The sequence below is a fragment of the Bradyrhizobium sp. ISRA436 genome (genome assembly GCF_029910015.1).
Taxonomy (GTDB): Bacteria; Pseudomonadota; Alphaproteobacteria; order Rhizobiales; family Xanthobacteraceae; genus Bradyrhizobium.
Map to the genome: position 1 here is coordinate 4,314,760 of NZ_CP094519.1, position 25,574 is coordinate 4,340,333.

The 25,574-nt window shown below is 65.0% G+C and carries 20 protein-coding genes; 8 read left to right on the forward strand and 12 right to left on the reverse strand.

Features of this window, described 5'->3' with window-relative positions; all coding sequences use genetic code 11:
• Positions 1–256 precede the first annotated feature (256 nt).
• Positions 257–1,501: an alpha/beta fold hydrolase gene (locus tag MTX23_RS20510; protein WP_280972020.1), complete on the reverse strand. Its 1,245-nt coding sequence runs from the start codon at positions 1,499–1,501 to the stop codon at positions 257–259.
• A gap of 141 nt (positions 1,502–1,642) precedes the next feature.
• On the opposite strand from MTX23_RS20510, the gene MTX23_RS20515 reads away from it, so the two are divergent.
• Positions 1,643–2,719: a methyltransferase gene (locus tag MTX23_RS20515; RefSeq protein WP_280972021.1), complete on the forward strand. Its 1,077-nt coding sequence runs from the start codon at positions 1,643–1,645 to the stop codon at positions 2,717–2,719.
• A gap of 210 nt (positions 2,720–2,929) precedes the next feature.
• Here the strand turns inward: MTX23_RS20515 and guaA are convergent, their stop codons facing one another.
• Together guaA and MTX23_RS20525 are read right to left on the reverse strand one after the other, a co-directional pair.
• Complete coding sequence (gene guaA, locus MTX23_RS20520; RefSeq protein WP_280972022.1) at positions 2,930–4,528, reverse strand: glutamine-hydrolyzing GMP synthase; 1,599 nt, start codon at positions 4,526–4,528, stop codon at positions 2,930–2,932.
• Between the two features lie 126 nt (positions 4,529–4,654).
• Positions 4,655–5,953, reverse strand: coding sequence for an RsmB/NOP family class I SAM-dependent RNA methyltransferase (locus tag MTX23_RS20525; protein ID WP_280972023.1), 1,299 nt, complete (start codon positions 5,951–5,953; stop codon positions 4,655–4,657).
• A 303-nt stretch (positions 5,954–6,256) separates the two neighbouring features.
• Here MTX23_RS20525 and MTX23_RS20530 point away from each other — a divergent pair, with 303 nt between their 5' ends.
• Positions 6,257–7,096 carry a metallophosphoesterase gene (locus MTX23_RS20530; RefSeq protein WP_280972024.1) on the forward strand — a complete coding sequence of 280 codons (840 nt, stop codon included), beginning with the start codon at positions 6,257–6,259 and terminating at the stop codon, positions 7,094–7,096.
• Between the two features lie 6 nt (positions 7,097–7,102).
• Here MTX23_RS20530 and MTX23_RS20535 read toward each other — a convergent pair whose 3' ends face one another.
• From MTX23_RS20535 to MTX23_RS20550, 4 genes are all read right to left on the reverse strand, one after another.
• Positions 7,103–7,348 (reverse strand): hypothetical protein, encoded by a 246-nt coding sequence (locus MTX23_RS20535; RefSeq protein ID WP_280972025.1) that lies wholly within the window; start codon positions 7,346–7,348, stop codon positions 7,103–7,105.
• Between the two features lie 141 nt (positions 7,349–7,489).
• A complete protein-coding gene (locus tag MTX23_RS20540; RefSeq protein ID WP_280972026.1) occupies positions 7,490–8,512 on the reverse strand; it encodes an NADP-dependent oxidoreductase in 1,023 nt (340 codons plus the stop codon).
• A 208-nt stretch (positions 8,513–8,720) separates the two neighbouring features.
• Positions 8,721–10,211 carry an IMP dehydrogenase gene (guaB, locus tag MTX23_RS20545; RefSeq protein ID WP_280972027.1) on the reverse strand — a complete coding sequence of 497 codons (1,491 nt, stop codon included), beginning with the start codon at positions 10,209–10,211 and terminating at the stop codon, positions 8,721–8,723.
• 168 nt (positions 10,212–10,379) lie between these two features.
• Positions 10,380–10,631, reverse strand: a complete 252-nt coding sequence (locus tag MTX23_RS20550) for a hypothetical protein (RefSeq protein WP_066511589.1) — start codon at positions 10,629–10,631, stop codon at positions 10,380–10,382.
• A 143-nt stretch (positions 10,632–10,774) separates the two neighbouring features.
• On the opposite strand from MTX23_RS20550, the gene MTX23_RS20555 reads away from it, so the two are divergent.
• A complete protein-coding gene (locus tag MTX23_RS20555; RefSeq protein WP_280972028.1) occupies positions 10,775–12,262 on the forward strand; it encodes an MFS transporter in 1,488 nt (495 codons plus the stop codon).
• Positions 12,263–12,959: 697 nt separating this feature from the next.
• Here MTX23_RS20555 and MTX23_RS20560 read toward each other — a convergent pair.
• The 3 genes from MTX23_RS20560 to MTX23_RS20570 form a co-directional block, all read right to left on the reverse strand.
• Entirely contained in the window at positions 12,960–13,793 is an 834-nt protein-coding gene (locus MTX23_RS20560; protein WP_280978128.1) for a Crp/Fnr family transcriptional regulator, read from the reverse strand.
• A 134-nt stretch (positions 13,794–13,927) separates the two neighbouring features.
• A complete protein-coding gene (locus MTX23_RS20565; protein ID WP_280972029.1) occupies positions 13,928–14,617 on the reverse strand; it encodes an RlmE family RNA methyltransferase in 690 nt (229 codons plus the stop codon).
• Between the two features lie 192 nt (positions 14,618–14,809).
• Entirely contained in the window at positions 14,810–15,853 is a 1,044-nt protein-coding gene (locus tag MTX23_RS20570; RefSeq protein ID WP_280972030.1) for a Ppx/GppA phosphatase family protein, read from the reverse strand.
• A 202-nt stretch (positions 15,854–16,055) separates the two neighbouring features.
• Here MTX23_RS20570 and MTX23_RS20575 point away from each other — a divergent pair, with 202 nt between their 5' ends.
• On the forward strand, positions 16,056–18,428 hold the full coding sequence (locus MTX23_RS20575) for a xanthine dehydrogenase family protein molybdopterin-binding subunit (protein WP_280972031.1): 2,373 nt from the start codon (positions 16,056–16,058) through the stop codon (positions 18,426–18,428).
• A 257-nt stretch (positions 18,429–18,685) separates the two neighbouring features.
• On the opposite strand, the gene MTX23_RS20580 is transcribed toward MTX23_RS20575, so the two are convergent.
• Positions 18,686–19,483, reverse strand: a complete 798-nt coding sequence (locus tag MTX23_RS20580; protein ID WP_280972032.1) for a hypothetical protein — start codon at positions 19,481–19,483, stop codon at positions 18,686–18,688.
• Between the two features lie 135 nt (positions 19,484–19,618).
• Between MTX23_RS20580 and MTX23_RS20585 the strand changes: the two genes are divergently transcribed.
• From MTX23_RS20585 to MTX23_RS20595, 3 genes are all read left to right on the forward strand, one after another.
• Entirely contained in the window at positions 19,619–20,116 is a 498-nt protein-coding gene (locus MTX23_RS20585; protein ID WP_280972033.1) for a YaiI/YqxD family protein, read from the forward strand.
• A gap of 4 nt (positions 20,117–20,120) precedes the next feature.
• A complete protein-coding gene (locus MTX23_RS20590) occupies positions 20,121–21,929 on the forward strand; it encodes an ATP-binding cassette domain-containing protein (protein ID WP_280972034.1) in 1,809 nt (602 codons plus the stop codon).
• 109 nt (positions 21,930–22,038) lie between these two features.
• Positions 22,039–23,118 carry a D-TA family PLP-dependent enzyme gene (locus MTX23_RS20595; RefSeq protein WP_280972035.1) on the forward strand — a complete coding sequence of 360 codons (1,080 nt, stop codon included), beginning with the start codon at positions 22,039–22,041 and terminating at the stop codon, positions 23,116–23,118.
• A 199-nt stretch (positions 23,119–23,317) separates the two neighbouring features.
• Here MTX23_RS20595 and MTX23_RS20600 read toward each other — a convergent pair whose 3' ends face one another.
• Positions 23,318–24,220 (reverse strand): LysR family transcriptional regulator, encoded by a 903-nt coding sequence (locus MTX23_RS20600; protein WP_280972036.1) that lies wholly within the window; start codon positions 24,218–24,220, stop codon positions 23,318–23,320.
• Positions 24,221–24,314: 94 nt separating this feature from the next.
• Between MTX23_RS20600 and MTX23_RS20605 the strand changes: the two genes are divergently transcribed.
• Positions 24,315–25,532 carry an MFS transporter gene (locus MTX23_RS20605; RefSeq protein WP_280972037.1) on the forward strand — a complete coding sequence of 406 codons (1,218 nt, stop codon included), beginning with the start codon at positions 24,315–24,317 and terminating at the stop codon, positions 25,530–25,532.
• Positions 25,533–25,574: the final 42 nt, after the last annotated feature.

Genomic DNA, 25,574 nt, shown 5'->3' on the forward strand with positions numbered 1-25,574 from the left:
TATCGCTCACATTTCTAAAGCAAGCTACTCCCACTCGATTATTTTCAGACCCAGTAATGCGCTGATCTTTCAGCGCAATTTTTTAGTCCGCGCCAACACCGTGCACGCGGTACGCCAGAAATTTCCGATCTTGAATTCAGAAAGGAAATTCGCTGAATAAAAAAATTGGTAGGTTTCAGCGACTATCGGCATCAATCGCGCGATTCTCGATGATCAGCAGCGCCCGTGGCGAGATCAGCGAAGCCGGAAAATACCGTCAGCGCGGCGCTAGAGAGTTTGACGGCTGTGGTGGCGGGACCACGCCTGCACGCTCTCGGCCAGCTAGAAATTCTTCAATGCGCCAAAGAATCTCATCAGCGTTGTCGCCCACCCAGGGGAGATGATCAGCGCCAGGGAGTTCGACCAAACGTGCGTTCGGTATGCTGGCCGCGAGCTGCCGCCCCCCTGCAATATCAACGCACGCGTCTGCCGTTCGGTGAATGACCAGGGTCGGAATGCGGATGCTCGGAAGGATACCGGTGATATCGATCTCGCTGTTCAGACGCATCAGCGCCATGGCGGCGGCGGGAGTCGCGCCGAGCCGCTCGCATCGTCCCCACCATTCTTGGAATGCCGCATTTCCGACCATCGAGGGAGCGAACATGGGCAGGCTCGCGCCGCTGCCCCAGCTCGTATCGATGTATTGCAACAGTCCCCGCAAGGCCTCTTCGCTTCGGATCCAAGAGGCAAAGCGCGCGAACGCACCATAGAGCACGAGCGCTTCGCAGCGGTGCGGCTGCGTGGCGGCGAAATAGGCGGCAAGCGAGCCGCCTTCGGACGGTCCGATGATGGCCGCCCGTTCGACCTCCACAGCATCCAGGACGGCACGCAAATCATCGACGCGCGCATCGAGGCCAGGAACCTTTTCGGCACGGTCCGACATGCCGGTCCCGCGTTTGTCGAACATGATGACCCGCGCGAACTGTCCCATGCGGCGCAGAAACCGGGCCATGCTCGGCTCGGTCCACGCGTTCTCGATGTGGGTGATGAAACCGGGGCAGAACACGAGATGGCGAGGACCTTCTCCCCAAACCCGATAGGCGATGTGGACTTCGCCGCTTTTGGCGAAGCGGATCGGAGACACGGAGTCGGCTGAAATCGGTGAGGTCGCGCCGTCCGTGACGACCGCCGCGAACAGGTAGCCGCGGCGCGGAAGGGTCTTGACGATTCGCCGCTCTTGATCACAGATCGCCTCGCGAATGTCCTTTATGCATTGCACGAGCGAATCGTCCGTGACGACGGTCTCGGACCACAGCCTCTCCATCAATTCGTCTTTGGTGATGACGCGCCCAGGGTTCGCCGCCAAATAGCGCAACACTTCAAATGACTTGGGCCTGAGAAAAATCTCCCTGCCCTCGCCCTCCAGCGAGAGGCGTGCGAGATTGAGGGTCCAGCCGGCGAAGTGAAGGTTTCTGGGCAGGTCGGCTTCCATCCGCGATGCCGGCGCGTCCGTGCCCTTCAAGGCACTTTCGTCGAAATTTCGGCGAACCATCGTCGGTCTTTCGTTACACGCCGAGCCGCGATCCCTATCGTCGTATGACCTTGAGTGCCTGCACGGTCACCCGCTCCGGGGCGACCTCAGATTTCAGCAAAGGAGATTGCCATGGAGCAGCAGCAATTGCCAGAGCTGGTCGAGGTTTCGCCGCCTCAGCACGGTCCGGCCGGGGATGCCAGCGGACAGGTGATCGAACTCATCTTCGGGCGATGGCGGAGCCAAATCCTCTATGCGGGGGCCAAGTTGGGCGTCTTCGACGCCCTTGCGAGCGGTCCCAAGACCGCCGCCCGCGTCGCCGGCGAGCACGAGTTGGATGCCGACCTGTTGTACCGGCTCATGCGGGCGCTCGGCTCCCTGGGACTGTTGAGTGAGGATAGGGCCAAAACCTTCTCACTGACCGCGAGCGGCCAGCTGCTGTGCGAGGACCACCCGCACAGCCTGCGCGCGATGACCCTGCTGGAGGAAGGCCCCGAGCACTACGCCGCCTGGAAGCACCTGAGCGCCCTGATCGCAGAAGGGAGCCAGGACGGCTTTGCTCGTGAGTTGGGCGCGCCCGCCTTCGAGTATGCGGCACGAAATCCGGGTTACGGCACCGCATTCAACGCGGCGATGAGCAGCTTCTCCGGCATGGACAACATGCTGATGCTGCAAGCGCTCGAAACTTACGACTTCACCCGCGTCTCGCATCTCTGCGACGTCGCCGGCGGCCATGGCTATGCCCTGTGCAACCTGCTGGCCAAATACCGGCACCTCAAAGGCACGGTGTTCGAGCTGCCTGGCGTGATCGCCAATCGAGAGCTGTTGTGGGCAGCGAAGATGGAGGTCGGAGATCGCTGCACCTACGTGGCCGGCGACATGTTCCAAGCGGTCCCTTCCGCCGATGCCTACATGTTGAAGCGCATTCTACATGACTGGAACGACGCGGAGTGCCTGCAGATTCTCTCCACCATGCAGCGAGCGGCGCCGAAGCAGGCCAGGGTGTTGATCGTCGAGCAGGTCGTCCCCGGACCGGACACCTCGCATTTCTCAAAACTGTTTGACATCCATATGCTGGTCTGGGGCAGCGGCCGGGAACGCACGGGAGAGGAATACGCTGCGCTGCTGGAACGGTCCGGCTGGAAATATCGCCAGACCTGGTATCCGCCCTCAAAGATGCTGGGCATCGTCGAGGGCGTGAAGGAATAACGGCGTCGTCCCGGCACCGCGGCGCCCCTCGGCGTCAAATCCCCCGGAATTGTTCTGAGTCGTAGCCCTGCTACGATAACGGCGAACATTCCAAATACGCAGAAGGGCCCCGCGAGGCAGGATTAAGCAGGATCGAGCCGGCTGCGATCGATACGTATCGGTAAGATCCTGTTGCCGACTATGATCGCCGCTATCCTTTGGTATTCTACCTCACTCCCACTCAATCGTCCCCGGCGGCTTAGACGTCACGTCGTACACCACCCGGTTCACGCCCTTCACCTCGTTGATGATGCGCGTCGCGGTCTCGCCCAAGAACTTCATCTCGAAGGGATAGAAGTCCGCGGTCATGCCGTCGGTCGAGGTGACGGCGCGGAGGCCGACGACGTAGTCGTAGGTGCGGCCGTCGCCCATCACGCCGACGGTCTTCACCGGCAGCAACACCGCGAAGGCCTGCCAGATTTCGTCGTAGAGGCCATGCTTGCGGATCTGGTCGATGTAGACGGCGTCCGCGTTGCGGAGGATGTCGAGCTTCTCCTTGGTGATGTCGCCGGGGCAGCGGATCGCAAGGCCCGGGCCCGGGAACGGGTGGCGGCCGACGAAGATCTCGGGAAGGCCGAGCTCGCGGCCGAGCACGCGCACCTCGTCCTTGAACAATTCGCGCAAGGGCTCGACGAGCTTCATGTTCATGCGCTCGGGCAGACCGCCGACATTGTGGTGCGACTTGATCGTCACCGACGGGCCGCCGGTGAAGGAGACGCTCTCGATCACGTCGGGATAGAGCGTGCCCTGCGCCAGGAATTCGGCGCCGCCGATCTTCTTCGCCTCCGCCTCGAACACGTCGATGAAGAGCCGGCCGATGGTCTTGCGCTTCTTTTCCGGATCGGTGACGCCGGCGAGCTCGCCGAGGAACTGCTTCGACGCATCCACGTGCACCAGCGGGATGTTGTAGTGGTGGCGGAACAGGTCGACGACGGTTTTTGCCTCGTCGAGCCGGAGCAGGCCGTGATCGACGAACACGCAGGTGAGCTGATCGCCGATCGCCTCGTGGATCAGGACAGCGGCGACCGCGGAATCGACGCCGCCGGACAGGCCGCAGATAACCTTGCTACTGCCGACCTGGGCGCGGATCTTCTCGATCGCCTCCTCGCGGAACGCGCGCATGGTCCAGTCGCCGGTGAAACCTGCGATCTTGCGCACGAAATTGCGCAACAGCAATGCGCCGTCGGGCGTATGCGCCACCTCCGGGTGGAACTGCATCGCATAGAACTTGCGCTTGTCGTCGGCGATCACCGAGATCGGCGAGCCGGGCGCGCGCGCTACGGCGCGAAAGCCGTCGGGCAGCTTGGTGACGCGGTCGCCATGGCTCATCCAGACGTCATACTGGCCGCCCTTCAGCCAGACGCCCTCGAACAGCGCGCAATCGTCGGTGACCTCGATGGTGGCGCGGCCGAACTCGCGGTGGTGCCCGGCCTCGACAATGCCGCCGAGCTGCTGGGCCATGGTCTGCTCGCCATAGCAGATGCCGAGCACCGGCACGCCCGCTGTGAGCACCGACATCGGCGCCGACGGCGCGTTGGCGTCGAGCACGGAGGCCGGCCCGCCGGAGAGGATCACCGCCTTCGGCTTCATCTGGCTGAAGGCGGCCTCCGCCTTCTGGAACGGGACGATCTCGGAATAGACGCCCATCTCGCGGACGCGGCGGGCGATCAGTTGCGTCACCTGACTGCCGAAATCGACAATCAGAATCTTGTCATGCGCCGAGGCCACAGAGGGCGTCGACGACTCGCGGGCTGTTTGCTGGGCTGTCATGGCAAGCAGATACGCGACGCGGCCCGCCCCCGCAACCGCACCAAGCGGCGCGCCCACATTCTTCTTTGGGCATGGACAAATTGATATATGTCAGTATTGTTGACCTAATTCACGACGAAGCCCTTCTCACGCCCTCTTCAGCACCGACACGAAGAACCCGTCCGTGCCGGTGCAGCGCGGCGTCATCAGCCAGCCTTCATCCGATTTTAACGCGGCCTGCGCGAAATCCTCGGCCTTGTCCCACAGCACCGATGCTGTCTGCTCCGGCGGCTGCACTGCGAATTCCGGATGACGCGCGATGAACGCCCGCACCTGCTCGCCGTTCTCCTCGGAAAGCACCGAGCAGGTGATGTAGGCGATCCGGCCGCCCGGCTTCACCATCGGCGCGGCGCGATCGAGCACCTCGGCCTGGTCCTTCAGCCGCACCTCGAGGGCGCCGGGGCGCATCCGCCATTTTGCGTCGGGGTTGCGGCGCCAGGTGCCGGTGCCGGTGCAGGGTGCATCGATCAGCACGAGGTCGGCGGAGGCCTTGATGTCGGACATCACGTCCGTCTCGCCGCGCGGCGTACGCACCTCGCAATTGTGCACGCCGGCCCGCGACAGCCGCTCGTGGATCGGCGCGAGTTGGCGCTTGTCGTGATCGGTCGCGATCAACCGGCCCTTGCCGCCCATCTGGGCTGCGAGCGCCAGCGTCTTGCCGCCGGCGCCGGCACAGAGATCGATCACCTGCTCGCCGGGTTTCGCCGCCGCGAACACCGCGGCGAGCTGCGAGCCCTCGTCCTGCACCTCGATCGCGCCTTTGATGAAGTCCTCCTCGGAATGGATGCCGGGATTGCGCGCATCGGCGCCGAGCTCGATGCGTAGGCCGAGCGGCGACCACGGCGTCTCCCTGGCGCCAAGATGCGCCAGCCGCGGCAGGATCTTCTCGCGCTTGCCCCTCAGCGTGTTGACGCGCAGGTCGAGCGGCGCGCGGCTCGCCATCGCGGCCGCCTCCGCTGCACGCGCCTCGCCGAACACCTTGGCGAGGTGAGGATCGAGCCATTCCGGATAATCGCCCGCAACCGGTGCCGGCGCATCGCTGAGCGAGCGCGAGGTCAGCGCCGCCTGCTCCGCCTCGGTCAGCGGTTCCGGCGCGAAGCGGCTGCCGTCGAACAACGCGGTGATCGTCGCAAGGTCCATGCCGCGCTCGAGCTTGAGCATGCCAAGCACGCGCGCGCGGGCGCTGTCGTCATCCATCAGATAGGCCGCGGAGGATTGCCGGCGCAGCACGTCCCAGATCAGGCCGGAGATCGCGGCGCGATCGCCGGAGCCGGCATAGCGGTGCGCGGTGCCCCATTCCTTCAGCGCCTTGGCGGCAGGAACGCGCTGGGCGTCAATGGTGGCGATCAGGTCGATGGCGGCGGAGAGCCGGGCAGCGGGAGTCATAGATCTCTTTCGGTTGGGCGCATCAGATCACAAGCAGGATCCGGAGCGCGAAATACAGCCTCTTCACGAGAGCGCGAAGGCGTGTCCAATCCGGATGAAGACCGGCACCAAAACCATTTGAATGGACACCGGAATCTCCGTCAGCCGCGACGCTGCGCCCCTTTCTTAGCGGCCGAGCCTGCCGCTGACAATGAAGGCCTCGCGGGGGGCATAACGCCGGCAAGACGCAACCGTCTCCTCCCCAGCATATCGTCATCGTTCCGACTTCGCTCCGGCCTATGATCGAACCGAAAGGAACGATGCATGGCCCAGTTTCGTCTGACGCAAATCTCCGACACCCACCTCGCCCGCTGCTTCAAGCTCCTCACAGATAACTTCCATCGCGTGAGCGAGCACATTGACGCGACGCGGCCCGATCTCGTCCTCAACAGCGGTGACGTGTCGTTCGATGGCCCGACCAGCCGCGACGATCTCGTGTTCGCCAGGGAGATGCATGACGCGCTGCCGGCCGATTGCCGCTACCTGCCCGGCAATCACGATATCGGCGACAATCCGACCGCAGTCGGCCCGACGCCGGCGCAATTGCCCACGGAAGAAAGCCGCGCGGCATTCCGGACCGTGCTCGGCGACGACCGCTGGCAATTCGAGGCCGCCGGCTGGTGCTTCATAGGGCTGAACTCGCTGATTATGAACACCGGCCTCGACAGCGAGGCCGAGCAGTTCGACTGGCTCGCCACGCAGCTCGACAAGACCGCCGGCAAGCCGGTCGCGCTGTTCCTGCACAAGCCGCTCTATCTCGACACGCCCGACGACCCCGAGCGCGAGGCCACCGCGATCCGTTTCGTGCCGCAGCCGGCGCGGAGCCGCCTGATCGAGATGTTCGGCAAGGTCGATCTGCGCCTGATCGGCAGCGGCCACGTCCACCAGCGCCGCGATTACACCTTCGGGCGCGTCAGACAAATCTGGGCCCCCTCGGTCGGCTTCATCATCTCCGACGAGAAGCAGGAGCGGATCGGCATCAAGGAAACCGGGATCGTCGAATACTGCTTCCGCCCCGACGGCTTTGAAGTGCGCCACGTGCGGGCCAAGGGCCAGGCCGATGTCGACCTGGACATGCTGCTCGGCAAGCAGTTGGCGAGCTGAGTAGCCTCAGATCTGCGCCACGTCCTTCAGGTCCCGCTTGATGGCGGTGAGAAGCGCCTGCAGCGAGTCCCTGTCGGGTTGCGCTGCCTGGCGCGTGGGCGGCAGCGAAGGCATGGAGAGAACCGACTCCACCTCGGGCTCGTCCTGCACGAAATCTCCATGCAACACATCATCACGGCGGCCCATGGCGAACATCGTCGCCCAGTAGCCGACGGCCAGCAAAATGACCCCTGCAACAACCAGCTCAAACATCGCTACACCTTAAAATGAGATATTGATTCAATTCCTCCGGGTGCCGGTCAAGCAAATGGGGGCTAAAAAGCCCCCAAAAGCCTGACGTTGTGGCGATTTTGATACTTTCTGCGCGGAATGGGACCTGGAGGCCCCCTCCGCTCAGGCCCTGTCCGGCCCGACCCGAACCAGCTGCTTGCCGAAATTGGCGCCCTTGAGCAGGCCCATGAAGGCCTCGGGCGCGCTGTCGAGCCCCTCTGTCACGAACTCCTTGTACTTAACCTTGCCCTCGCGCACCCACTGCGACATGTCGCGGATGAAGTCGCCGTGCATGGCGGCGAAGTCGCTGACGATGAAGCCGCGAAAGGTCAGGCGCTTGGTCAGGATGTTGCGCATCATCGCGCCGGCCCATTTCGGTGCATGAGCTTCTGTATCGTTGTAGTGCGCGATCAGGCCGCAGACCGGGATACGCGCAAATGCATTGAGCAGTGGAAACACCGCATCGAACACCGCGCCGCCGACATTCTCGAAATAAACGTCGATGCCCTTCGGGCAGGCCTCCTTGAGCTTCGCCGCGAGGTTGGGATCGCGATGGTCGAGGCAGTCGTCGAAGCCGAGCTCGTTCTTGACGTAGGCGCACTTGTCCTTGCCGCCGGCAATGCCGATCGCACGCGCGCCCTTGATCTTCGCGATCTGGCCGACCGCCGAGCCGACCGCGCCGGACGCAGCCGCGACCACCACGGTCTCGCCAGACTGCGGCTTGCCGATCTCGAGCAGGCCCGTGTAGGCAGTCATGCCGGGCATGCCGAGCACGCCGACCGCGGTCGAGATCGGTGCGATTGTCGGATCGATCTTGGCGAGCCCCTTGCCGTCGGACAGCGCATGCGTCTGCCAGCCCGCGCGCGACAGCACGATGTCGCCCTTGGCAAAGCTCGGATTGTTCGAGGCGACCACCTCGCTGACGGTGCCGCCCTCCATCACGCCGCCGACCGGCACCGGTGCAGCATAGGACGGACCGTCGGCCATGCGGCCGCGCATATAGGGATCGAGCGACAGCCAGATGGTGCGGAGCAGGACCTGCCCGTCACCCGGCGCAGGCGGCGTGTAGTTTTCGATCCGGAAATTGGCTGCGGTGGGCTCGCCGTGGGGACGCGAGGCGAGAACAATGCGCTTGCCTTGGGACATGGGAATTCCTCTGCTCGTTGGTTTCGTGGCGCACACGTAGTCATGCAATCCGTCTCCCTGCAAGGGAGACGGATTTGCTCTTTCGCGCAGCATTGTTTGAAACGTTGTTTGAAATGACGAGCGTCATTTCGAGTATGCTATCGGCCGTCTCTCGACAGTCGTTCAGGGGCGCGTCGCAAGACGCGCACCCCGAATGGCAGTGCTCGGGCTAGCCCCCGCCCGGATAGTTCGGGGCTTCACGCGTGATCGTCACGTCGTGGACGTGGCTTTCGCGCAGGCCCGCGCCGGTGATGCGGACGAACTCGGCCTTGTCGTGGAAGTCCTTGATGTTGCGCGCGCCGACATAGCCCATCGCGGCGCGGAGGCCGCCGGCGAGCTGATGCATGACATTGCCAACCGGCCCCTTGTAGGGCACCTGGCCCTCGATGCCCTCGGGCACCAGCTTCAGCGTGTCCTTGATGTCCTGCTGGAAGTAGCGGTCGGCCGAGCCCCGCGCCATCGCTCCGACCGAGCCCATCCCGCGATAGGCCTTGTAGGAGCGGCCCTGCCACAGGAAGACTTCGCCCGGCGTCTCGTCGGTGCCGGCGAGCAGAGAGCCGACCATCACGATGTCGGCGCCGGCGGCGAGCGCCTTGGCGAGGTCGCCGGAATATTTGATGCCGCCATCGGCGATCACCGGGATGTCGGACTTCTTCGCCGCGGCCACCGCATCCATGATCGCGGTGAGCTGCGGCACGCCGACGCCAGCGACGATGCGCGTGGTGCAGATCGAGCCCGGGCCGATGCCGACCTTGATGCAGTCGGCGCCGGCATCGATCAGAGCCTGCGCGCCGTCCTCGGTCGCGACGTTGCCGGCCACGACCTGCACCGAGTTTGACAGCCGCTTGATGCGGTTGACGGCGTTGAGCACGTGCCGGGAATGGCCGTGCGCGGTGTCGACCACGACCACGTCGACGCCGGCATCGATCAGCCGCTCGGTGCGCTCGTAGCCGGTCTCGCCGACCGTGGTGGCGGCGGCGACGCGAAGCCGGCCATGCTCGTCCTTGCAGGCGAGCGGATGCGCCACCGCCTTCTCGATGTCCTTAACGGTAATCAGGCCGACACAGCGATATTGATCGTCGACGACGAGCAGCTTCTCGATGCGGTGCTTGTGCAGCATCCGCTTCGCCTCGTCCTGGCTGACACTCTCGCGCACCGTCACGAGGTTCTCATGCGTCATCAGCTCCGAGACCTTCTGCCTCGGATCGCTGGCAAAGCGCACGTCGCGGTTGGTCAGGATGCCGACCAGCTTGCCCGGCACGTTCTTGGCCCCGCCGGTGACGACCGGGATGCCGGAGATGCCGTGGTCCTTCATCAGTGTCAGCGCGTCGGACAGCGTGGCATCCGGGCCGATGGTGAGAGGATTGACCACCATGCCGGATTCGAACTTCTTCACCTGCCGCACCTGTGCGGCCTGCCCCTCCGGATCGAAGTTGCGGTGGATGACGCCGAGGCCGCCCGCCTGCGCCATCGCGATCGCCATGCGCGCCTCGGTCACGGTGTCCATCGCGGAGGCGATAATCGGGATATTGAGCGGGATCGCGCGGGTCACGCGCGAGCGAATATCGACCTCCGAGGGAAGAACGTCCGACAGACCGGGCTTCAGAAGCACATCGTCGAACGTGAAGGCTTCACGGATAGTCTGAAGTCCCGTGGCCATTGCCAACTCCTTTCGGCGGCGTCCGCCGCAATGATCTTACGGATGAACGCCGCCTGCGGCGACGCTCGCTGCGTCACCGTCGAATCGGTGCCCATCGGTGGGGTTGACGCTGGTCGATAGCATGGCGGCATGACGAATCAAAGTGTTTGCCAGCCATGCACAGGCTTTTTACGGGGCCCAATAGCCGCGCGGCGGCCCGTGGCGGCGGATCGCCTCGACCACCTCCCGGTGGCGGCGGTCCTCCCGCTTCATATGGACCGCGATCACGGCATGGGCCGAGGGCACCAGCAGCAACACGTGGAAAATCAGTCCGAAAATCGCGCAAAACACGATCAGGACCAGGTTGAACAGCGCCGAGAATGGCTGCCCGTTCAGGAGCAGCCCGATCGGCGGCAACAGGGCGGCGAGGACATAGATCACAGCACACCTCAGGCGCTTGGCGGATGCATACCAGCGTCACGCTGGATTTAGGTGGTTTGGCCGGTTCCGCAATGGCATGGCTGACGGCAGGGTGATACAGCCCCCTCGCCTGCCATTTCAGCTCTCCCAGCCGTCCCATTTTGATGAACAAAGAACGCCTGATCCCGCTCATCGTGGCCACCGCTCTCTTTATGGAGAACATGGATTCCACGGTGATCGCGACCTCGCTACCGGCGATTGCCGCCGATATCGGCACCAGCCCCCTGACGCTGAAACTGGCGATCACCTCCTATCTCCTCTCGCTCGCGGTGTTCATCCCGGCGAGCGGCTGGACCGCGGACCGTTTTGGCGCCCGCATCGTGTTTGCCGGCGCCGTCGGCGTCTTCATGCTGGGTTCGATCGGCTGCGCGCTCTCCTCCTCGGTGACCGATTTCGTGTTCGCCCGCATCCTACAGGGCCTCGGCGGGGCAATGATGACGCCGGTCGGGCGTCTGGTGCTGCTGCGCTCGGTCGACAAGAGCGCGCTGGTCCATGCGATGGCCTGGGTGACGGTCCCCGCGCTGATAGGCCCCGTGATCGGGCCGCCGCTCGGCGGCTTCATCACCACCTATTTCTCCTGGCACTGGATCTTCCTGATCAACATCCCGATCGGGCTGCTCGGCATCTTCTTGGCGCTGAGATATATCGACCCGATCAAGAGCGTCGATCCCGAGCGCTTCGACCTTTATGGCCTCGTGCTCGCCGGCATCGGCCTTGCCGGCATCGCGTTCGGCCTCTCGGTCGCCGGGCTCAATCTCCTGCCGTGGCCGATCGTCGCCGCTTTGGTCGGGATCGGCTCGATCTCGATGACGCTTTACGTCATGCATGCGAAGCGAAGCGGATCGCCGGTGCTGGATTTTTCGCTGCTGCGGTTGTCGACGATGCGCGCGGCCATCGTCGGCGGCTTCATGTTCCGCCTCGGCATCGGAGCGCTGCCGTTCCTGCTGCCGCTGTTGATGCAGGTCGGCTTCGGCCTGACGCCGTTCCAATCGGGCCTCGTGACCTTCGCTTCCGCGGTCGGCGCCATGGGCATGAAGACGCTCGCTGCGCGCATCATCCGCACCTTCGGCTTCCGTTACATGATGACGGCTAACGCGGTGGTCTCCGCGGCCTTCCTCGCTGCCTGCGCACTGTTTACGGTGACGACGCCACTGCTGCTGATCATGATCATCCTGGTGGTCGGCGGCTTCTTCCGCTCGCTGCAGTTCACCGCGATCAACACCGTGGCGTATGCGGAGGTCGAAGCCGCGCAGATGAGCCGCGCCACGACGCTGGCGAGCGTCAACCAGCAGCTCGCGGTGTCCGCCGGCGTCGCGGTCGGTGCCTTCTCGGTCGAGGCTACGCTGGCGCTGCATAACCAGACCGAACTCACCGCCGGCGCCTTCGGGCCGGCCTTCGTGGTGGTTTCGCTGATCTCGGCGGTGTCGGCCTGGTTCTTCTGGCAGATGCCGACCGATGCCGGCCACGAAATCTCCGGTCGCAAGTCGATCGAGATTTCCAGCCGCAAGGGCGCCGCAAGGGGCGCGGCCGCCGCCGCCGTCAAGCACGCGACGGAAGATACCCAGAACGCGCGGGATCAGCGGCTGGGCTAGTCAATCGAACCGGTTGTTCGCGAGGCACGGACATTCAGTGCAGGCGCGTCGTCCAATCACGTCCAGACCTTAAGGGTCGCCGGTCATTCCGGTCATCTGTCTGATCCGGACGTTCAACAAGCTCATATTGGGGAACGTGGGTGCTTTCCAGCCACGATTCCAGCGCCGCTCCGCAGATCGTGCAAATCGCGTCACCCGTGTGCGGCACCAAGAACTTCTCTTCAGTGCGTCTGTACTCGGCGCCGCAATTGCATTGAACAATTGTCGACATCGCCGAATTATGCGCCTGGCATCGCCGATTTTCCAGTCCTCAAACAAACGGCCGCAACACGTCACCCCGCGATCGAAGGCTGAGTGGCCGCGGCTGGCCCGATGCACCACGGCCTTTCGTCCCGGCAAAGAAATCTTCGCGAGAGTCAGAAAGCGAACGGAAGCTCCGCGGCCGCATAGTTCGGCTCGAGCGGGAAGCAGCGATCCCGCGTCAGCAAAATCCATGCAGGAGGATGCGCTTCGGGTTTCCCTTCCGTGGCGTTCGTGCGCCACGCAAGGCCGGGCCTTTCTCGATTTAGTTTCGTTTGAAAGGATCAGAGCCAGTGAGTGATGCCCATGCGAATGAAATGAGTGATGATCCGAAAGCCGGCGGCGTCCGCCTGTTCGCCCTCCCCGAGGCGTTCCGGAATATCGCCGAAACCTGATTTCAATGGCTCCGTGATCGCCCGGCACCCGCGATTCGCACGGGTGCTTGAACCTCATCGCCATTGGCCCACGGTTGATCGCGATAACGCAGGAGTCCATGCGGCGCGCCGCGACCGGACGATTTCATCCCTTCGGCCGAAACGATGCGATCAACCCTGCCCCGCATGATCTCGTAGCACTCGCAAGCCGCAGCTTCGAGCCGTGGCCTGTCGATCTCGATCGAACTCCGTCGGTTGGACCGGATGGCCCGCGACGCGCGAAGCTTGCACACGGCATGGGTTACGGTCGTTCGCCGCACGCCCAACAATTCCGACAGCGTCTCCTGCGTCAGCGGGAGCGTGTCGTGGCCGATCTGGTCGTGAACCTGCAACAGCCAGCGGGCCAGGCGGGCCTCTACCGAATGCAGCGCATTGCAGGCTGCGATATGCTGGAACTGCACCAGCAACGACCGCATATGGAGCTGCACCGTATCCGCAAGCGCGCGGCTATGCGTAAGCGCGGCATGAAATCGTGCCGGCGAGATCTGCCATGTCGTGCCCGGAATGCGAACCACCGCTGAGATCGGCGAGCGTATCGACCTGAGCGCCGGCAGGATGCCGGCCGCCCCCTCGTTGCCGACCATCGTTGTCGCGACCGCCTGTCCGTTCGGCATGTCCATGACGAATGCGATCAACGCGGTGCAAGGGAAGTAGATCTGTTCGACGAGGTCACCCGACCGCACCAGCACGACGTCACGTTCGAGCGATACCTTGCGGAGATGGGGTGCAAGCGACTCAAAATCGGCGGGCGGCAAGGCCGCCAGGAGGCGATTACCTATGCTCGACCTACGCTCCATCACGGGAAAGCTCCGTGAGGCGCGGCTCGCTGCACAAACCTGCAGTGGGTACCAGGCTGAGATACGCAACGACTGCGCCGGGACAGTAGAATTCGCCGCAAGCGGAAAAGTTCCAGCGGCGGGCAGAGCCGCAGCTAGGCCCGGTTGGGCTGCCCGCGAAATCCGGTCGCCAGCACGTAACGCTCGGAAGAATCCTGCCGGCTCGCGGCCGGCTTGACGTGGCGCACGGTGGCGAAATCGCGCTTGAGCTGCGCCAGCAACTCCGCATCCGCGCCGCTCTGAAACACCTTGGCCAGGAACGTCCCGCCGGGATTGAGCACCTCGCAGGCGAAATGTGCCGCGGTCTCGACCAGGCCGATGATGCGGAGCTGATCGGTCTTGCGGTGGCCTGTGGTGTTGGCGGCCATGTCGGACATCACCATGTCGGCGCGGCCGCCCATCATCGCGATCAGTTTCTCCGGCGCATCGGCGTCGAGGAAGTCGAGCTGCGCGAAGGTGACGCCGGGGATCTCGCCCATCTCCAACAGATCGATCGCGACCACCTTGCCCTTGCCGTCGGCGGCCCCGGTGCGCTTGGCCGCAATCTGGCTCCAGCCGCCGGGCGCCGCGCCGAGATCGACCACCGTCATGCCCGGCTTGAGCAGGCGATATTTGTCGTCGATCTCGAGCAGCTTGAAGGCCGCGCGCGAGCGGTAGCCCATCGCCTTGGCCTTGGCCACGTAAGGATCGTTGAGCTGGCGCTCCAGCCAGAGTTTTGACGACAGCTTGCGCTTGCCGCCGCTCTTGACCGTGACGTGCAGCCGTCCGGTGGTGTCTTTCGCCATTGTGCTTCTTGCGTCTCGGTGTGTGGTTCTCCCTCGCCTCGCTCTTGCGGGGAGAGGGTTGGGGTGAGGGGCTGCTTCCGCTCACGAGATGCGTGGAAACGGCTCCTCACCCGGATTGCACCGGACGATGCTTCGCATCGCCGAGAGCAATCCGACCTCTCCCCGCAAGAGCGGGGCGAGGTGATTCAGCGTCTAGCACGCCCGCAGCGCGCCGTCCTCGCGCATCATCTCGACCAGCATGCCCTCGCGCAGGCCGCGGTCGGCGACCCGCAGCCGTGGCAGCGGGAATGCGTTGCGGATCGCGTCGAGGATGGCGCAGCCCGCGAGCACCAGGTCGGCGCGCTCGATGCTGATGCAATTGTTGTTGACGCGGTCCTGGTAGCTCATGCCGAGCAGCTCCTGGATCGTCGCGGTGACGTCGGCATCGTTCATCCAGATGCCGTCGATGCGGCGGCGATCGTAGCGCGGCAGGTTGAGGAACACGCCGGCGAGCGTGGTCACGGTGCCTGAGGTGCCGAGCATGTGCATGTCGCGCAGGTCCCGGCCATGCTCGGCGGCGAACGGCGCGACATGTTGCGCGACCTCCTCGACCATGCGCGCGTACACGTCCTTGGTGACGTTCCTGCCGCCGAAATGTTCGGCCAGCGTGACGACGCCGAGCGGGATCGACATCCACGCCTTGATGCGCGGCCGCGCATCGGGCGCATGCGGATCGCGCTCGATCCGCACCAGCTCGGTCGAGCCGCCGCCGATGTCGAACAGGATGGCGCCTCGCCCTTTCGGGTCGAGCAGCGGCGAACAGCCGATCACCGCCAGCGTCGCCTCGGTCTCGCGGTCGATCACCTCGAGCTTGATGCCCGTCTCGGCAGCGACGCGTGCGCGAAAGCTCTCGGCATTGCCGGCGGCGCGGCAGGCTTCGGTCGCGATCAGCCGCAGCCGGCGCGCCTTGCGATGGCGGATCTTGTCGCTGCAAATGCTGAGCGCCGCGATGGCGCGCTCGATCGCGGCCTCGCTGATGGAACCGGTGGCGGCGATCCCCTCGCCGAGCCGGATGATCCGCGAAAAGGAATCGACCACGCGGAACCCGTCGCCCGACGGACAGGCGATCAAAAGTCGGCAATTGTTGGTGCCAAGGTCGAGCGCGGCGTAGACCCCCGTGTCGGCGCCCGCCGCAATCAACCCTGACGGGGCCTCGCCGGCCGGAAGGCCGTCGCAAAGCCGCACATCGTCATCCATCAAAACTGTCTTTCGTTGCGGCCGCTGTCGACCCACCGAAGAATTGTCCGCTCACGGAAACTTTAGCAGCGGCAATGGCCTGCGCAAACTCTGTTCACATTGGGTCCATGCCCAATCGGGCGTTGTCGTTAAGGGGGGTGTGCGTTATCTGGTCAACCGCCCGCCAAACCGGCGCAAATCCGGGCATTTCAGGTCATTTCCGATGCAAGATCACACGTCCTCCGCCCCTCTCGAAAACGCTATTGCACTGCAAAAATACGGTGTCGGGCAGCCGGTTCGACGAAAGGAGGACGACACGCTGGTGCGCGGCAAGGGCAAATACACCGACGATTTCTCGCTGGCCGGCCAGGCGTATTGCTGGATGGTCCGCTCCTCCCATGCCCACGGCATCATCAAGGGCATCGACACCGCGGCCGCCAGGGCGATGCCGGGCGTGCTCGGGGTCTGGACCGGCGCCGATCTCGAGGCCGCCGGCTACAACCCCTTCACCTGCGGGATGCCGCTGAAGAGCCGCGACGGCTCGCCGCTGCTGCAGACCAACCGCCCCGCGCTGCCGACCGACAAGGTGCGCTTCGTCGGCGACCCCGTCGCCTTCGTGGTCGCGGAAACCGCGGCGCAGGCCCGCGACGCGGCCGAGGCTGTCGTAACAGACATCGAGCCGCTGCCGGCCGTGACCGACGCGGCCGAGGCCGCCAAGCCCGGCGCGCCGCAGCTCTATGACAACATCCCGAACAACGTCGCGCTCGATTACCACTATGGTGACACCGCCAAAATCGAGGCGGCGTTTGCCAGCGCCGCGCATGTGACCAAGCTCGACATCGTCAACACCCGCGTCGCCGTGGTCTCGCTGGAGCCGCGGGTGGCACTGGCTCATTATGACAAGAAAACCGAGCGCTTCACGCTGCAGGTGCCGACCCAGGGCGTCTCCGGCAACAAGGCGATCCTGGCGCGGCTGCTCAACGTGCCGCCGGACAAGGTCCGCATCCTCACCGCCAATGTCGGCGGCTCCTTCGGCATGAAGAACCTCAACTATCCCGAATACACCTGCATCGCGCATGCCGCGCGGGAGCTGGGCTGCCCAGTGAAGTGGCTGGACGAGCGCTCGACGAGCTTCCTCTCCGACAGCCAGGGCCGCGCGCAAAAGATCCATGCCGAGCTCGCGCTCGACGCCGACGGCAAGTTCCTCGCGGTGCGCCTCTCCGGCTACGGCAACCTCGGCGCCTACATCACAGGTGTCGCGCCGGGCCCGCTGTCGCTCAACACCGGCAAGAATCTTGCGAGCGTCTATCGCACGCCGCTGCTCGGCGTCGACATCAAGACGGTCGTGACCAACACCACGTTGATGGGCGCCTATCGCGGCGCCGGACGGCCCGAGGCCAACTACTACATGGAACGGCTGATCGATGCCGCCGCGGACGAGATGGGGATCAACCGTCTCACCTTGCGCAAGCGCAACTTCATCAAACCGTCACAACTGCCCTTCCCGGCGGCGAGCGGCGTCACCTATGACAGCGGCGATTTCGCCGGCGTGTTTCAGAAGGCGCTGGAGATCTCCGACTACGAGAACTTCGCGAAGCGCAAGAAGGAGAGCAAGAAGAACGGCAAGCTGCGCGGCATCGCCGTCGGCTCCTATCTCGAGGTCACGGCGCCGCCGAGCGGCGAGCTCGGCAAGATCACCTTCGAGCCAGACGGATCGGTGAAGCTCACCACCGGCACGCTCGATTACGGCCAGGGCCATGCCACGCCGTTTGCGCAAGTGCTGTCCGATCAGCTCGGGATCCCCTTCGAGAAGATCACGCTCGATCAGAATGACAGCGACCGCGTCCGCTTCGGCAACGGCACCGGCGGCTCGCGCTCGATCACCGCGACGGGTCAGGCGATCGTCGAGGCCTCCGCGCTGGTCGTCGAGAAGGGCAAGAGGGCCGCAGCCCACGTGCTCGAAGCGTCCGAGGCCGACATCGAGTTCGGCAATGGCCGCTTCACCATCGCCGGCACCGACCGTTCGATCGGCATCATGGAGCTCGCCGAGCGCATGCGTGACAGCAAGATGCCCGAGGGCACCCCTGATACGCTCGACGTCGACCATGCCACCAAGGAAACGGTGTCGACCTTCCCGAATGGCTGTCACGTCGCCGAGGTCGAGATCGACCCGGACACCGGCGTGACGCGGATCGTCCGCTACTTCGCGGTCAACGATTTCGGCACCGTGGTCAATCCGATGATCGTCACCGGCCAACTGCACGGCGGCGTCGCGCAGGGCATCGGCCAGGCGATGATGGAGGAAGTGAACTACGACGGCTCAGGCCAGCCGATCACCGGTTCGTTCATGGACTACGCGTTGCCGCGCGCCGGCGACATCCCGTCGATGCAGGTCGACAATCACCCCTCGCCGGCGAAGTCGAACTCGCTCGGCACCAAGGGCTGCGGCGAAGCCGGCTGCGCCGGCAGCCTCGTCTGCGTTGTGAACGCGGTGGTGGACGCGCTGTCGGACTACGGCATCAAGCACATCAACATGCCGCTGACGCCGGAACGCGTCTGGCGCGCGATCCAGGACGCCAAGTCGAAGGCGGCGTAAGGAAAGCCGCCCCGCCCCCACAAACCCAGCGTCGTCACCCGCAAAGGCGGGTGACCCAGTATTCCAGAGACAGCAGTCGTTGAACCAAGAGGCCGCGGCGTACTGGATACCCCGCATGCGCGGGGTATGACAGTTGTGCGAGACCTCAGCCCAATCCACACTCGTCATGCGCGGGCTTGACCCGCGCATCCATCAACCAAGAACGCTTTTGCGAAGGCGATGGATTTCCGGGTGAGGCCCGGCAATGACGGATCGAATTACGCCACCGCCTGCTCGCGCGGCTGGGTGATCGCGATGTGCCAGCAATGCGCCAGTGGCGTCGTGCCGTTGGCGAGCACCAGGGCGTCAAGCTCGACGAAGCGGTGGCCCTTCTTGTCGTAATTGCCGATCACCTTGGCCCGCGCCGTCAGCTCGTCGCCGATCTTTGCCGCCGACAGAAGCTGCATGCGGGTGCCGACATGGATCCAGGGGCCGAGGATCGCGTTGTCGACCAGCACCTTGTTCATCACCCGCGGCAGCAGGCCGGGATGGCCGAGACCTTCGCGCAGGTAGATCGGGTCGGTCTCTCTGATGTCGGCGAGGTACGCCGTCGCGGCATCGCCGGACCAGTCGCGCGGGATGGTGCCGAGCCATTTGCCAAGCTCGTAGGACGACGCGCTGACCGGCTTGCGCTCGGCCACTGCCTCAACCTCCTTGTAGTCGTCGATCGCGACCTTCGGCGTCGAGGCCGGCAGCGACGCAGTGCCGGTGGCGCAGAGCTCGCCGCGGCTGTGCAGCTCGATCAACAGTCCATTGCCGGTCTCCTGGCCCGTCAATTCCGCGATCTCGCCGTCGTAGACCGGCTTCACGAAGCGCGCCTCGATCAGTCCGCGCTCGAGGAAATCGCGGCCCCATCTCTCGACCGGCAGGTGCATCATGTAGGCCATCACGTCGACCCCGGGAACGAGCCCGCCGGAGAAGCCGAACTTCCGCGCCACCGTGTCGTCGTGGATCTTGTTCTCGGACAGTTTCGAGGTGTTGTAAGCCGAGACACGGTAAGTTTGCGGAGCCGCCATGGGTGTTCCCTTATTTCGGTTGTTTTTCTGGCGATGATCGTAGTCGAACCGAACACCGTGGCAAGGCTCTCGTTTTGCTCGCAATTTTCCGCCCGATGGAGTAGACGCGGGGCGCGCCCGCCAACCTTTGGATCAATGACTGAAACCCCTGCCCCCACCCGCATTTATGTCGATGCCGACGCCTGCCCGGTGAAGGACGAGATCTACCGCGTCGCGTTCCGTCTCGGCGTGCCTGTCAGCGTGGTTGCAGGCAGCTTCATTCGGGTGCCGCAGGATCCGCTGATCGAGCGCGTCGCCGCCGGCGCCGCGATGGATGCCGCCGACGACTGGATCGCAGAACGCGCGCATGAGGGCGATGTCGTGATCACCGCGGACATTCCGCTCGCCAGCCGCTGCGTCAAGGCCGGCGCCGAGGTGATCGCGCCGAACGGCAAGCCGTTCACGGAGCAGTCGATCGGCATGACACTTGCGATGCGCAACCTGATGACCGATCTGCGGTCGTCGGGTGAAGTGACCGGCGGGCCGAAATCGTTCTCGCCGCGCGACCGCGCGACGTTCCTGTCGACGCTCGACCAGACCATCCGCCGCATCCAGCGCCGCCGCGCGGAGCAGGCGGCGACGAGCCAGGGCTGACGCGATGGCACCACCGCTCATCCAGCTCAAGGACATCAGCCTCACCTTCGGCGGCACGCCGCTGTTGACCGGCGTCGAGCTGTCGGTCTCCGCAGGCGAGCGCGTCTGCCTGATCGGCCGCAATGGCTCCGGTAAATCGACCCTGCTGCGGATTGCGGCCGGCCTGGTCGAGCCCGACTCCGGCAGCCGCTTCGTGCAGCCCGGCGCGACCATCCGCTATTTGCCGCAGGAGCCTGATTTCGCCGGGCATGCGACCACGCTGTCCTATGTCGAGGCCGGGCTTGGCCCGGGCGACGACCGCTACCAGGCGCGCTATCTGCTCGAGCAGCTCGGCCTCAGCGGCGAGGAAGATCCCGCACATATCTCCGGCGGCGAAGCGCGGCGCGCGGCGCTGGCGCGGGTGCTGGCGCCCTCGCCCGACATCCTGCTGCTCGATGAGCCGACCAACCATCTCGACCTGCCGACCATCGAATGGCTCGAGGGCGAACTGGAGAGCCGGCGCTGCGCGTTGGTGCTGATCAGCCACGATCGCCGCTTCCTCACCAACCTGTCGCGCACCACAGCCTGGCTCGACCGCGGCCAGATCAGGCAGATCGACCGCGGCTTCGGCGCGTTCGAGGCGTGGCGCGACGAGGTGCTGGCCGAGGAAGAACGCGAACAGCACAAGCTCGACCGCAAGATCGTCAACGAGGAGCACTGGCTGCGCTACGGCGTCTCCGGCCGCCGCAAGCGCAACGTCAAGCGGCTCGGCAATCTGCATGCGCTGCGCGACCAGCGGAGGAATTATCGCGGTGCCACGGGCAACGCCACGCTGGCTGCTGCAGAGGCCGAGAAATCCGGCCGCCTCGTGATCGAGGCGAAGAGCATCTCCAAGGCCTATGGCGATCGCACGATCGTCGACGGCTTCTCGACGAGAGTTCAGCGCGGCGATCGCGTTGGCATCGTCGGCCCCAACGGCGCCGGCAAGACCACGCTGGTGCATCTTCTGATCGGCAACGATCCGCCCGATAGCGGCTCGGTGCGGCTTGGTGCCAACATCGAGATGGCGACGCTCGACCAGCACCGCGAAAGCCTCGATCCGAAGCTGACGCTCGCCGAAGCTTTGACCGGCGGCCGCGGTGACCACGTGATGGTCGGCGACAAGCCCAAGCACGTCATCGGCTACATGAAGGACTTTCTGTTCGCGCAGGAGCAGCGCGGCACGCCGCTGGAGGCCCTCTCCGGCGGCGAGCGTGGCCGGCTGATGCTGGCGCGCGCGCTGGCCAAGCCGTCCAACCTTTTGGTGCTGGACGAGCCGACCAACGACCTCGATCTCGAAACCCTCGACGTGCTCGAGGAGATGCTCGGCGACTACGAAGGCACCGTGATCCTGATCAGCCACGACCGCGACTTCCTCGATCGCGTCGTGACCTCGGTGATCGTGCCTGAAGGCCGGGGCCGCTGGATCGAATATGCCGGCGGCTACACGGACATGCTGGCGCAGCGCGGCGCCGACGTGAAGCGCGAGACGGTGAAGGCGCAAGCTGCGGTCGAGAAGGAAGCGAAAGCCACCGCGCCCGAGGCGGCGCCAAAGCGCCGGCTGAGCTTCAACGAGAAGCACGCGCTGGAAACGCTGCCCAAGACGATCGAGAAGCTGCAGGCGGAGATCGCAAAGCAGCAGAAGCTGCTTGACGATCCCGAGCTCTACACCAAGGATCGGAAGAAATTCGATGCTGCATCCGCGGCGATCGCCAAGGCGCAGGAAGACCTCACCGCCGCGGAGGACCGCTGGCTCGAGCTCGAAGTGCTGCGCGAAGAGATCGAACAGGCATGAGCCGTAGGATGGGTAGAGCGCAGCGAAAACCCATCCTGTCAAAACGACGGAAGTCGATGGGTTTCGCTGCGCTCTACCCATCCTACGAGGTCGGAGAAGAAGGAAGACCATGACCACGCCCCTCGCCGCCAAGATCGCCCGCGAATACGGCACGCCCTGCGCCGTGATCGACATGGAGCGGGTCGAGCGCAACATCGCGCGCATCCAGGCTGCCTGCGACGCCGCCGGGGTGGCGAACCGGCCGCACATCAAGACCCACAAGAATCCGACGCTGGCACAGATGCAGATCAAGGCCGGCGCCAAGGGCATCACCTGCCAGAAGCTCGGCGAGGCCGAGATCATGGCGGATACCGGGATCGACAACATCCTGATCAGCTACAATCTGCTAGGCGACGAGAAGATGGCGCGGCTCGGCGCGCTGCAGGGTAAGGCAAACGTCACCGTCGCGGCCGACAATTCCGTCGTCGTCGGCGACCTGCCGAAGGCCGCAGCAAGCTCCGGCCGTCCGCTCTCCGTCGTCGTGGAATGCGACACCGGCCGCAAGCGCGCCGGCGTCGAGACCCCGGCCGAGGCGATTGCCCTTGCGCGCGAGATCGCCGGCTCCAAGGGCCTGACCTTTGCGGGCTTCATGCTCTATCCGACCGAGACCGGCTGGGCGGAGGCGCAGAAATTCTACGACGAGGCGCTGGCCGGCGTCCGCGCGCACGGCCTGGATGCCGCGATCGTCTCGACCGGCGGCACGCCGAACCTGAAGAATCTCGGCAAGCTGAAGGGCGGCACCGAGCACCGCTTCGGCACCTACATCTACAACGACCGCATGCAGGTCGCCGCCGGCGTCGCCACCTGGGACGACTGCGCGCTGCACATCTATTCCACCGTCGTCAGCCGCGCCGGCCCCGAGCGCGGCATCCTCGATGCCGGCTCGAAGACGCTGACCACGGATACCGGCGGCCTCGAAGGTCACGGCCTGATCCTGGAGCATCCCGAAGCCAAGATCGCGCGCTTTGCCGAGGAACACGGCTTCCTCGATCTGTCCCGCAGCAACACCCGGCCGAATGTCGGCGATGTCGTGCGGATCGTGCCCAATCACGTCTGCGTCGTCGTCAACATGATGGACGAGGTCGTGGTGGTGCGCGGCAACGAGATCATCGGCACGCTGCCGATCGCGGCGCGCGGGAAGCTGCGGTAGCGCGGTCGTCCACCTCTCCCGCTTGCGGGGGTCGAGACGAGCGGAGCTCGCTCTTAGGTCGTATCGCATCGCCAGATGCGATACGGGTGGGCTCTCTCCTCCACGATATGACTCGCTGTAATACCCCCACCCCAACCCTCTCCCGCAAGCGAGAGGGAGCGCAGCGCCGCCGCGGCTGCTATCCAACCCCAGAACTGCGCTAACCCCGCACCAGCGCCTGCAGCTCCTGATTCAGCGCCTCGCGAAACACCTCGATCGGCCGCGTCAGCCGTCCGGCCGGGGGGCGGTGCACGATCCAGGCGCGGACCGCCGGGTTGAAATCCTCGATCCTGACGATCTTGAGCCGGTTGCGGATCGGGCTCCGCTTCAGCGCCACCGGAGTCACGAGGCCAATGCCGAGGCCGCGCGCCACCAGCGACAAGCGCAGCTCGCTGTCCAGCGCCTCGACTGCGACCGTGAACGGCAGATGCGCCGCATCGAAGTGGCGCTTCAGCGTCTGGCGAAAGCCGCAACCATCCTGATTGATCACCCAGCCCATGCGGGACAGACATTCGAGGTCGACCGACTTCGGCATCTTCATGTCACGCGCGACGACGAACACCACCGGCTGCGCGCCGAGATCGTCGGCAAGAAGCTCTGCCGGCGGGGCGGTGCCGTCAGGCAGGCAGATAGCCGCCGCATCGAGCTCGTTGCGCGAGACAGCCTCCATGTGATGCGGCGACCAGCCGGAGACGACGCGTACGGCGAGCGCGGGAAATTCCGCGCGCACGGCATCGAGCGGCCCCGTGAGCCCCGCCTCCGACAGGAACGGCGTCAGGCCGAGCCTGAACTCGCCGCGCACCACGCCGTCATTAGCTAATCCAGACTTGAGATCGTCTAGCATGCGCAACAGGCGGCGGCCCTGCTCGTAGGCCTCGTATCCGGCCGGCGTCGGCTTCAGCGGTTTCGACAGCCGGTCCAAAAGCTGCGCACCGAGCATCTCTTCGAGATTCTGGATCCGCCGCGTCACGCCGGGCTGGGTCAGATTCAGCCGCGCCGACGCCGCGACGATCGATCCGGTCTCCACCACCGCGACGAAGGCGACGAGGTCGTGCGTATTCATAACAAACTCGCATATTCTTCATTACCTTATTTGAATTGTAGCATATTAGGCCAATCCCCTAAAGGGGGCTTCGCAACTCCATCCGCGAGGTCCCATGACCATCTCCGACGTCACCAAGCTCTCTCCGGCGCGCCTCGTCTCGGTGCGTCCCCTGATCTGGATCGGCGCCATCACGACCGGCACCGTCGTCACCAACCTGTTCGCGCCGCAAATCCTGGTCGGGCTGATGGGCCGCTCGCTTGACATGACCGCATTCCAGGCCGGCCTGATCTCGACGCTGACGCTCCTGGGCTACGCGCTCGGCCTGCTGCTGCTGGTGCCGCTGGTCGATCTGGTCGAGAACAAGCGGCTGATCCTGCGCACGCTGGCTTGCGCGATCGTGGCCGCGCTGGGCACGGCGCTCTCACCGACGCCCGTTGTCCTGCTCGCCGCAACCTTCATCCTCGGCGCGTCCTGCGCAGCGATCCAGATGGTGGTGCCGCTGGTCGCGTCCATGGTGGCGCCGGAACGCCGCGGCCAGGCGATCGGCGACGTCATGAGCGGATTAATGATCGGCATCCTGGTGTCGCGCCCGGCGGCGAGCCTGATCGCGGATGCCTGGAACTGGCGCGGCTATTACGTCACTTCGGCCATCCTGATGATCGTGCTCACCGCGGCGCTGGCCCGCTATCTGCCGACGCTCAAGCCCGCAGCCGCTACAAGCTACGGCGCATTGCTGCGCTCTTTTCCAAGGCTGCTGCGGGAGGAACCGGTGCTGCGCGTGCGCGCCTGGACCGCGGCACTGGTGATGGCGTCCTTCACTGCATTCTGGGCGGCCATCGCATTGCGTCTGCCCGACGCGCCGTTCAATCTCGACGCCAGGGGGATCGCGGTGTTCGCACTGATCGGTGTGGCCGGAGCCGCAGCGACCTCGGTCGCCGGCCGCTGGGGCGACAGAGGCTCTGCGCGACCACTGCTGATCGGCTCGCATCTGCTCATCATCATCGCGGTTGCGCTGTGCATCTGGGCCGCCATGCTCGAATCCCGAATCGCGGCACTGCTGGTGCTGAGCGTCGGCGCGATCCTGCTCGATTTCGGCATCACCACGGACCAGACGCTCGGCCGGCGCGCGGTCAATCTGCTGCAGCCGGAGGTGCGCGGCCGGATCAACGGCCTGTTCGTGGCGCTGTTCTTCATCGGCGGCGCGGTCGGCGCAGCGGCCGCCTCCGCCGCCTGGAGTTTTGGCGGCTGGACGATGGTGTGCGTGGTGGCCGGAGCGTTCGGCGTGCTCGGCGTCATCACCGATCTCACGACCAGGACCGGCTCGTCATGAGACCTCGTAGGATGGGTAGAGCGCAGCGGAACCCATCAAATT

Excerpts from the sequence above, each read along its gene's own strand:
- MTX23_RS20605 (WP_280972037.1), top strand. The coding sequence starts at position 24,315 with ATGACCATCTCCGACGTCACCAAGCTCTCTCCGGCGCGCCTCGTCTCG.
- MTX23_RS20540 (WP_280972026.1), bottom strand. The coding sequence starts at position 8,512 with ATGTCCCAAGGCAAGCGCATTGTTCTCGCCTCGCGTCCCCACGGCGAG.
- MTX23_RS20580 (WP_280972032.1), bottom strand. The coding sequence starts at position 19,483 with ATGGCGGCTCCGCAAACTTACCGTGTCTCGGCTTACAACACCTCGAAA.
- MTX23_RS20515 (WP_280972021.1), top strand. The coding sequence starts at position 1,643 with ATGGAGCAGCAGCAATTGCCAGAGCTGGTCGAGGTTTCGCCGCCTCAG.
- guaB (WP_280972027.1), bottom strand. The coding sequence starts at position 10,211 with ATGGCCACGGGACTTCAGACTATCCGTGAAGCCTTCACGTTCGACGAT.
- MTX23_RS20575 (WP_280972031.1), top strand. The coding sequence starts at position 16,056 with ATGCAAGATCACACGTCCTCCGCCCCTCTCGAAAACGCTATTGCACTG.
- MTX23_RS20595 (WP_280972035.1), top strand. The coding sequence starts at position 22,039 with ATGACCACGCCCCTCGCCGCCAAGATCGCCCGCGAATACGGCACGCCC.
- MTX23_RS20565 (WP_280972029.1), bottom strand. The coding sequence starts at position 14,617 with ATGGCGAAAGACACCACCGGACGGCTGCACGTCACGGTCAAGAGCGGC.
- MTX23_RS20590 (WP_280972034.1), top strand. The coding sequence starts at position 20,121 with ATGGCACCACCGCTCATCCAGCTCAAGGACATCAGCCTCACCTTCGGC.
- MTX23_RS20570 (WP_280972030.1), bottom strand. The coding sequence starts at position 15,853 with ATGGATGACGATGTGCGGCTTTGCGACGGCCTTCCGGCCGGCGAGGCC.
- MTX23_RS20585 (WP_280972033.1), top strand. The coding sequence starts at position 19,619 with ATGACTGAAACCCCTGCCCCCACCCGCATTTATGTCGATGCCGACGCC.
- MTX23_RS20600 (WP_280972036.1), bottom strand. The coding sequence starts at position 24,220 with ATGAATACGCACGACCTCGTCGCCTTCGTCGCGGTGGTGGAGACCGGA.
- MTX23_RS20525 (WP_280972023.1), bottom strand. The coding sequence starts at position 5,953 with ATGACTCCCGCTGCCCGGCTCTCCGCCGCCATCGACCTGATCGCCACC.
- guaA (WP_280972022.1), bottom strand. The coding sequence starts at position 4,528 with ATGACAGCCCAGCAAACAGCCCGCGAGTCGTCGACGCCCTCTGTGGCC.
- MTX23_RS20535 (WP_280972025.1), bottom strand. The coding sequence starts at position 7,348 with ATGTTTGAGCTGGTTGTTGCAGGGGTCATTTTGCTGGCCGTCGGCTAC.
- MTX23_RS20555 (WP_280972028.1), top strand. The coding sequence starts at position 10,775 with ATGAACAAAGAACGCCTGATCCCGCTCATCGTGGCCACCGCTCTCTTT.
- MTX23_RS20530 (WP_280972024.1), top strand. The coding sequence starts at position 6,257 with ATGGCCCAGTTTCGTCTGACGCAAATCTCCGACACCCACCTCGCCCGC.
- MTX23_RS20560 (WP_280978128.1), bottom strand. The coding sequence starts at position 13,793 with ATGGAGCGTAGGTCGAGCATAGGTAATCGCCTCCTGGCGGCCTTGCCG.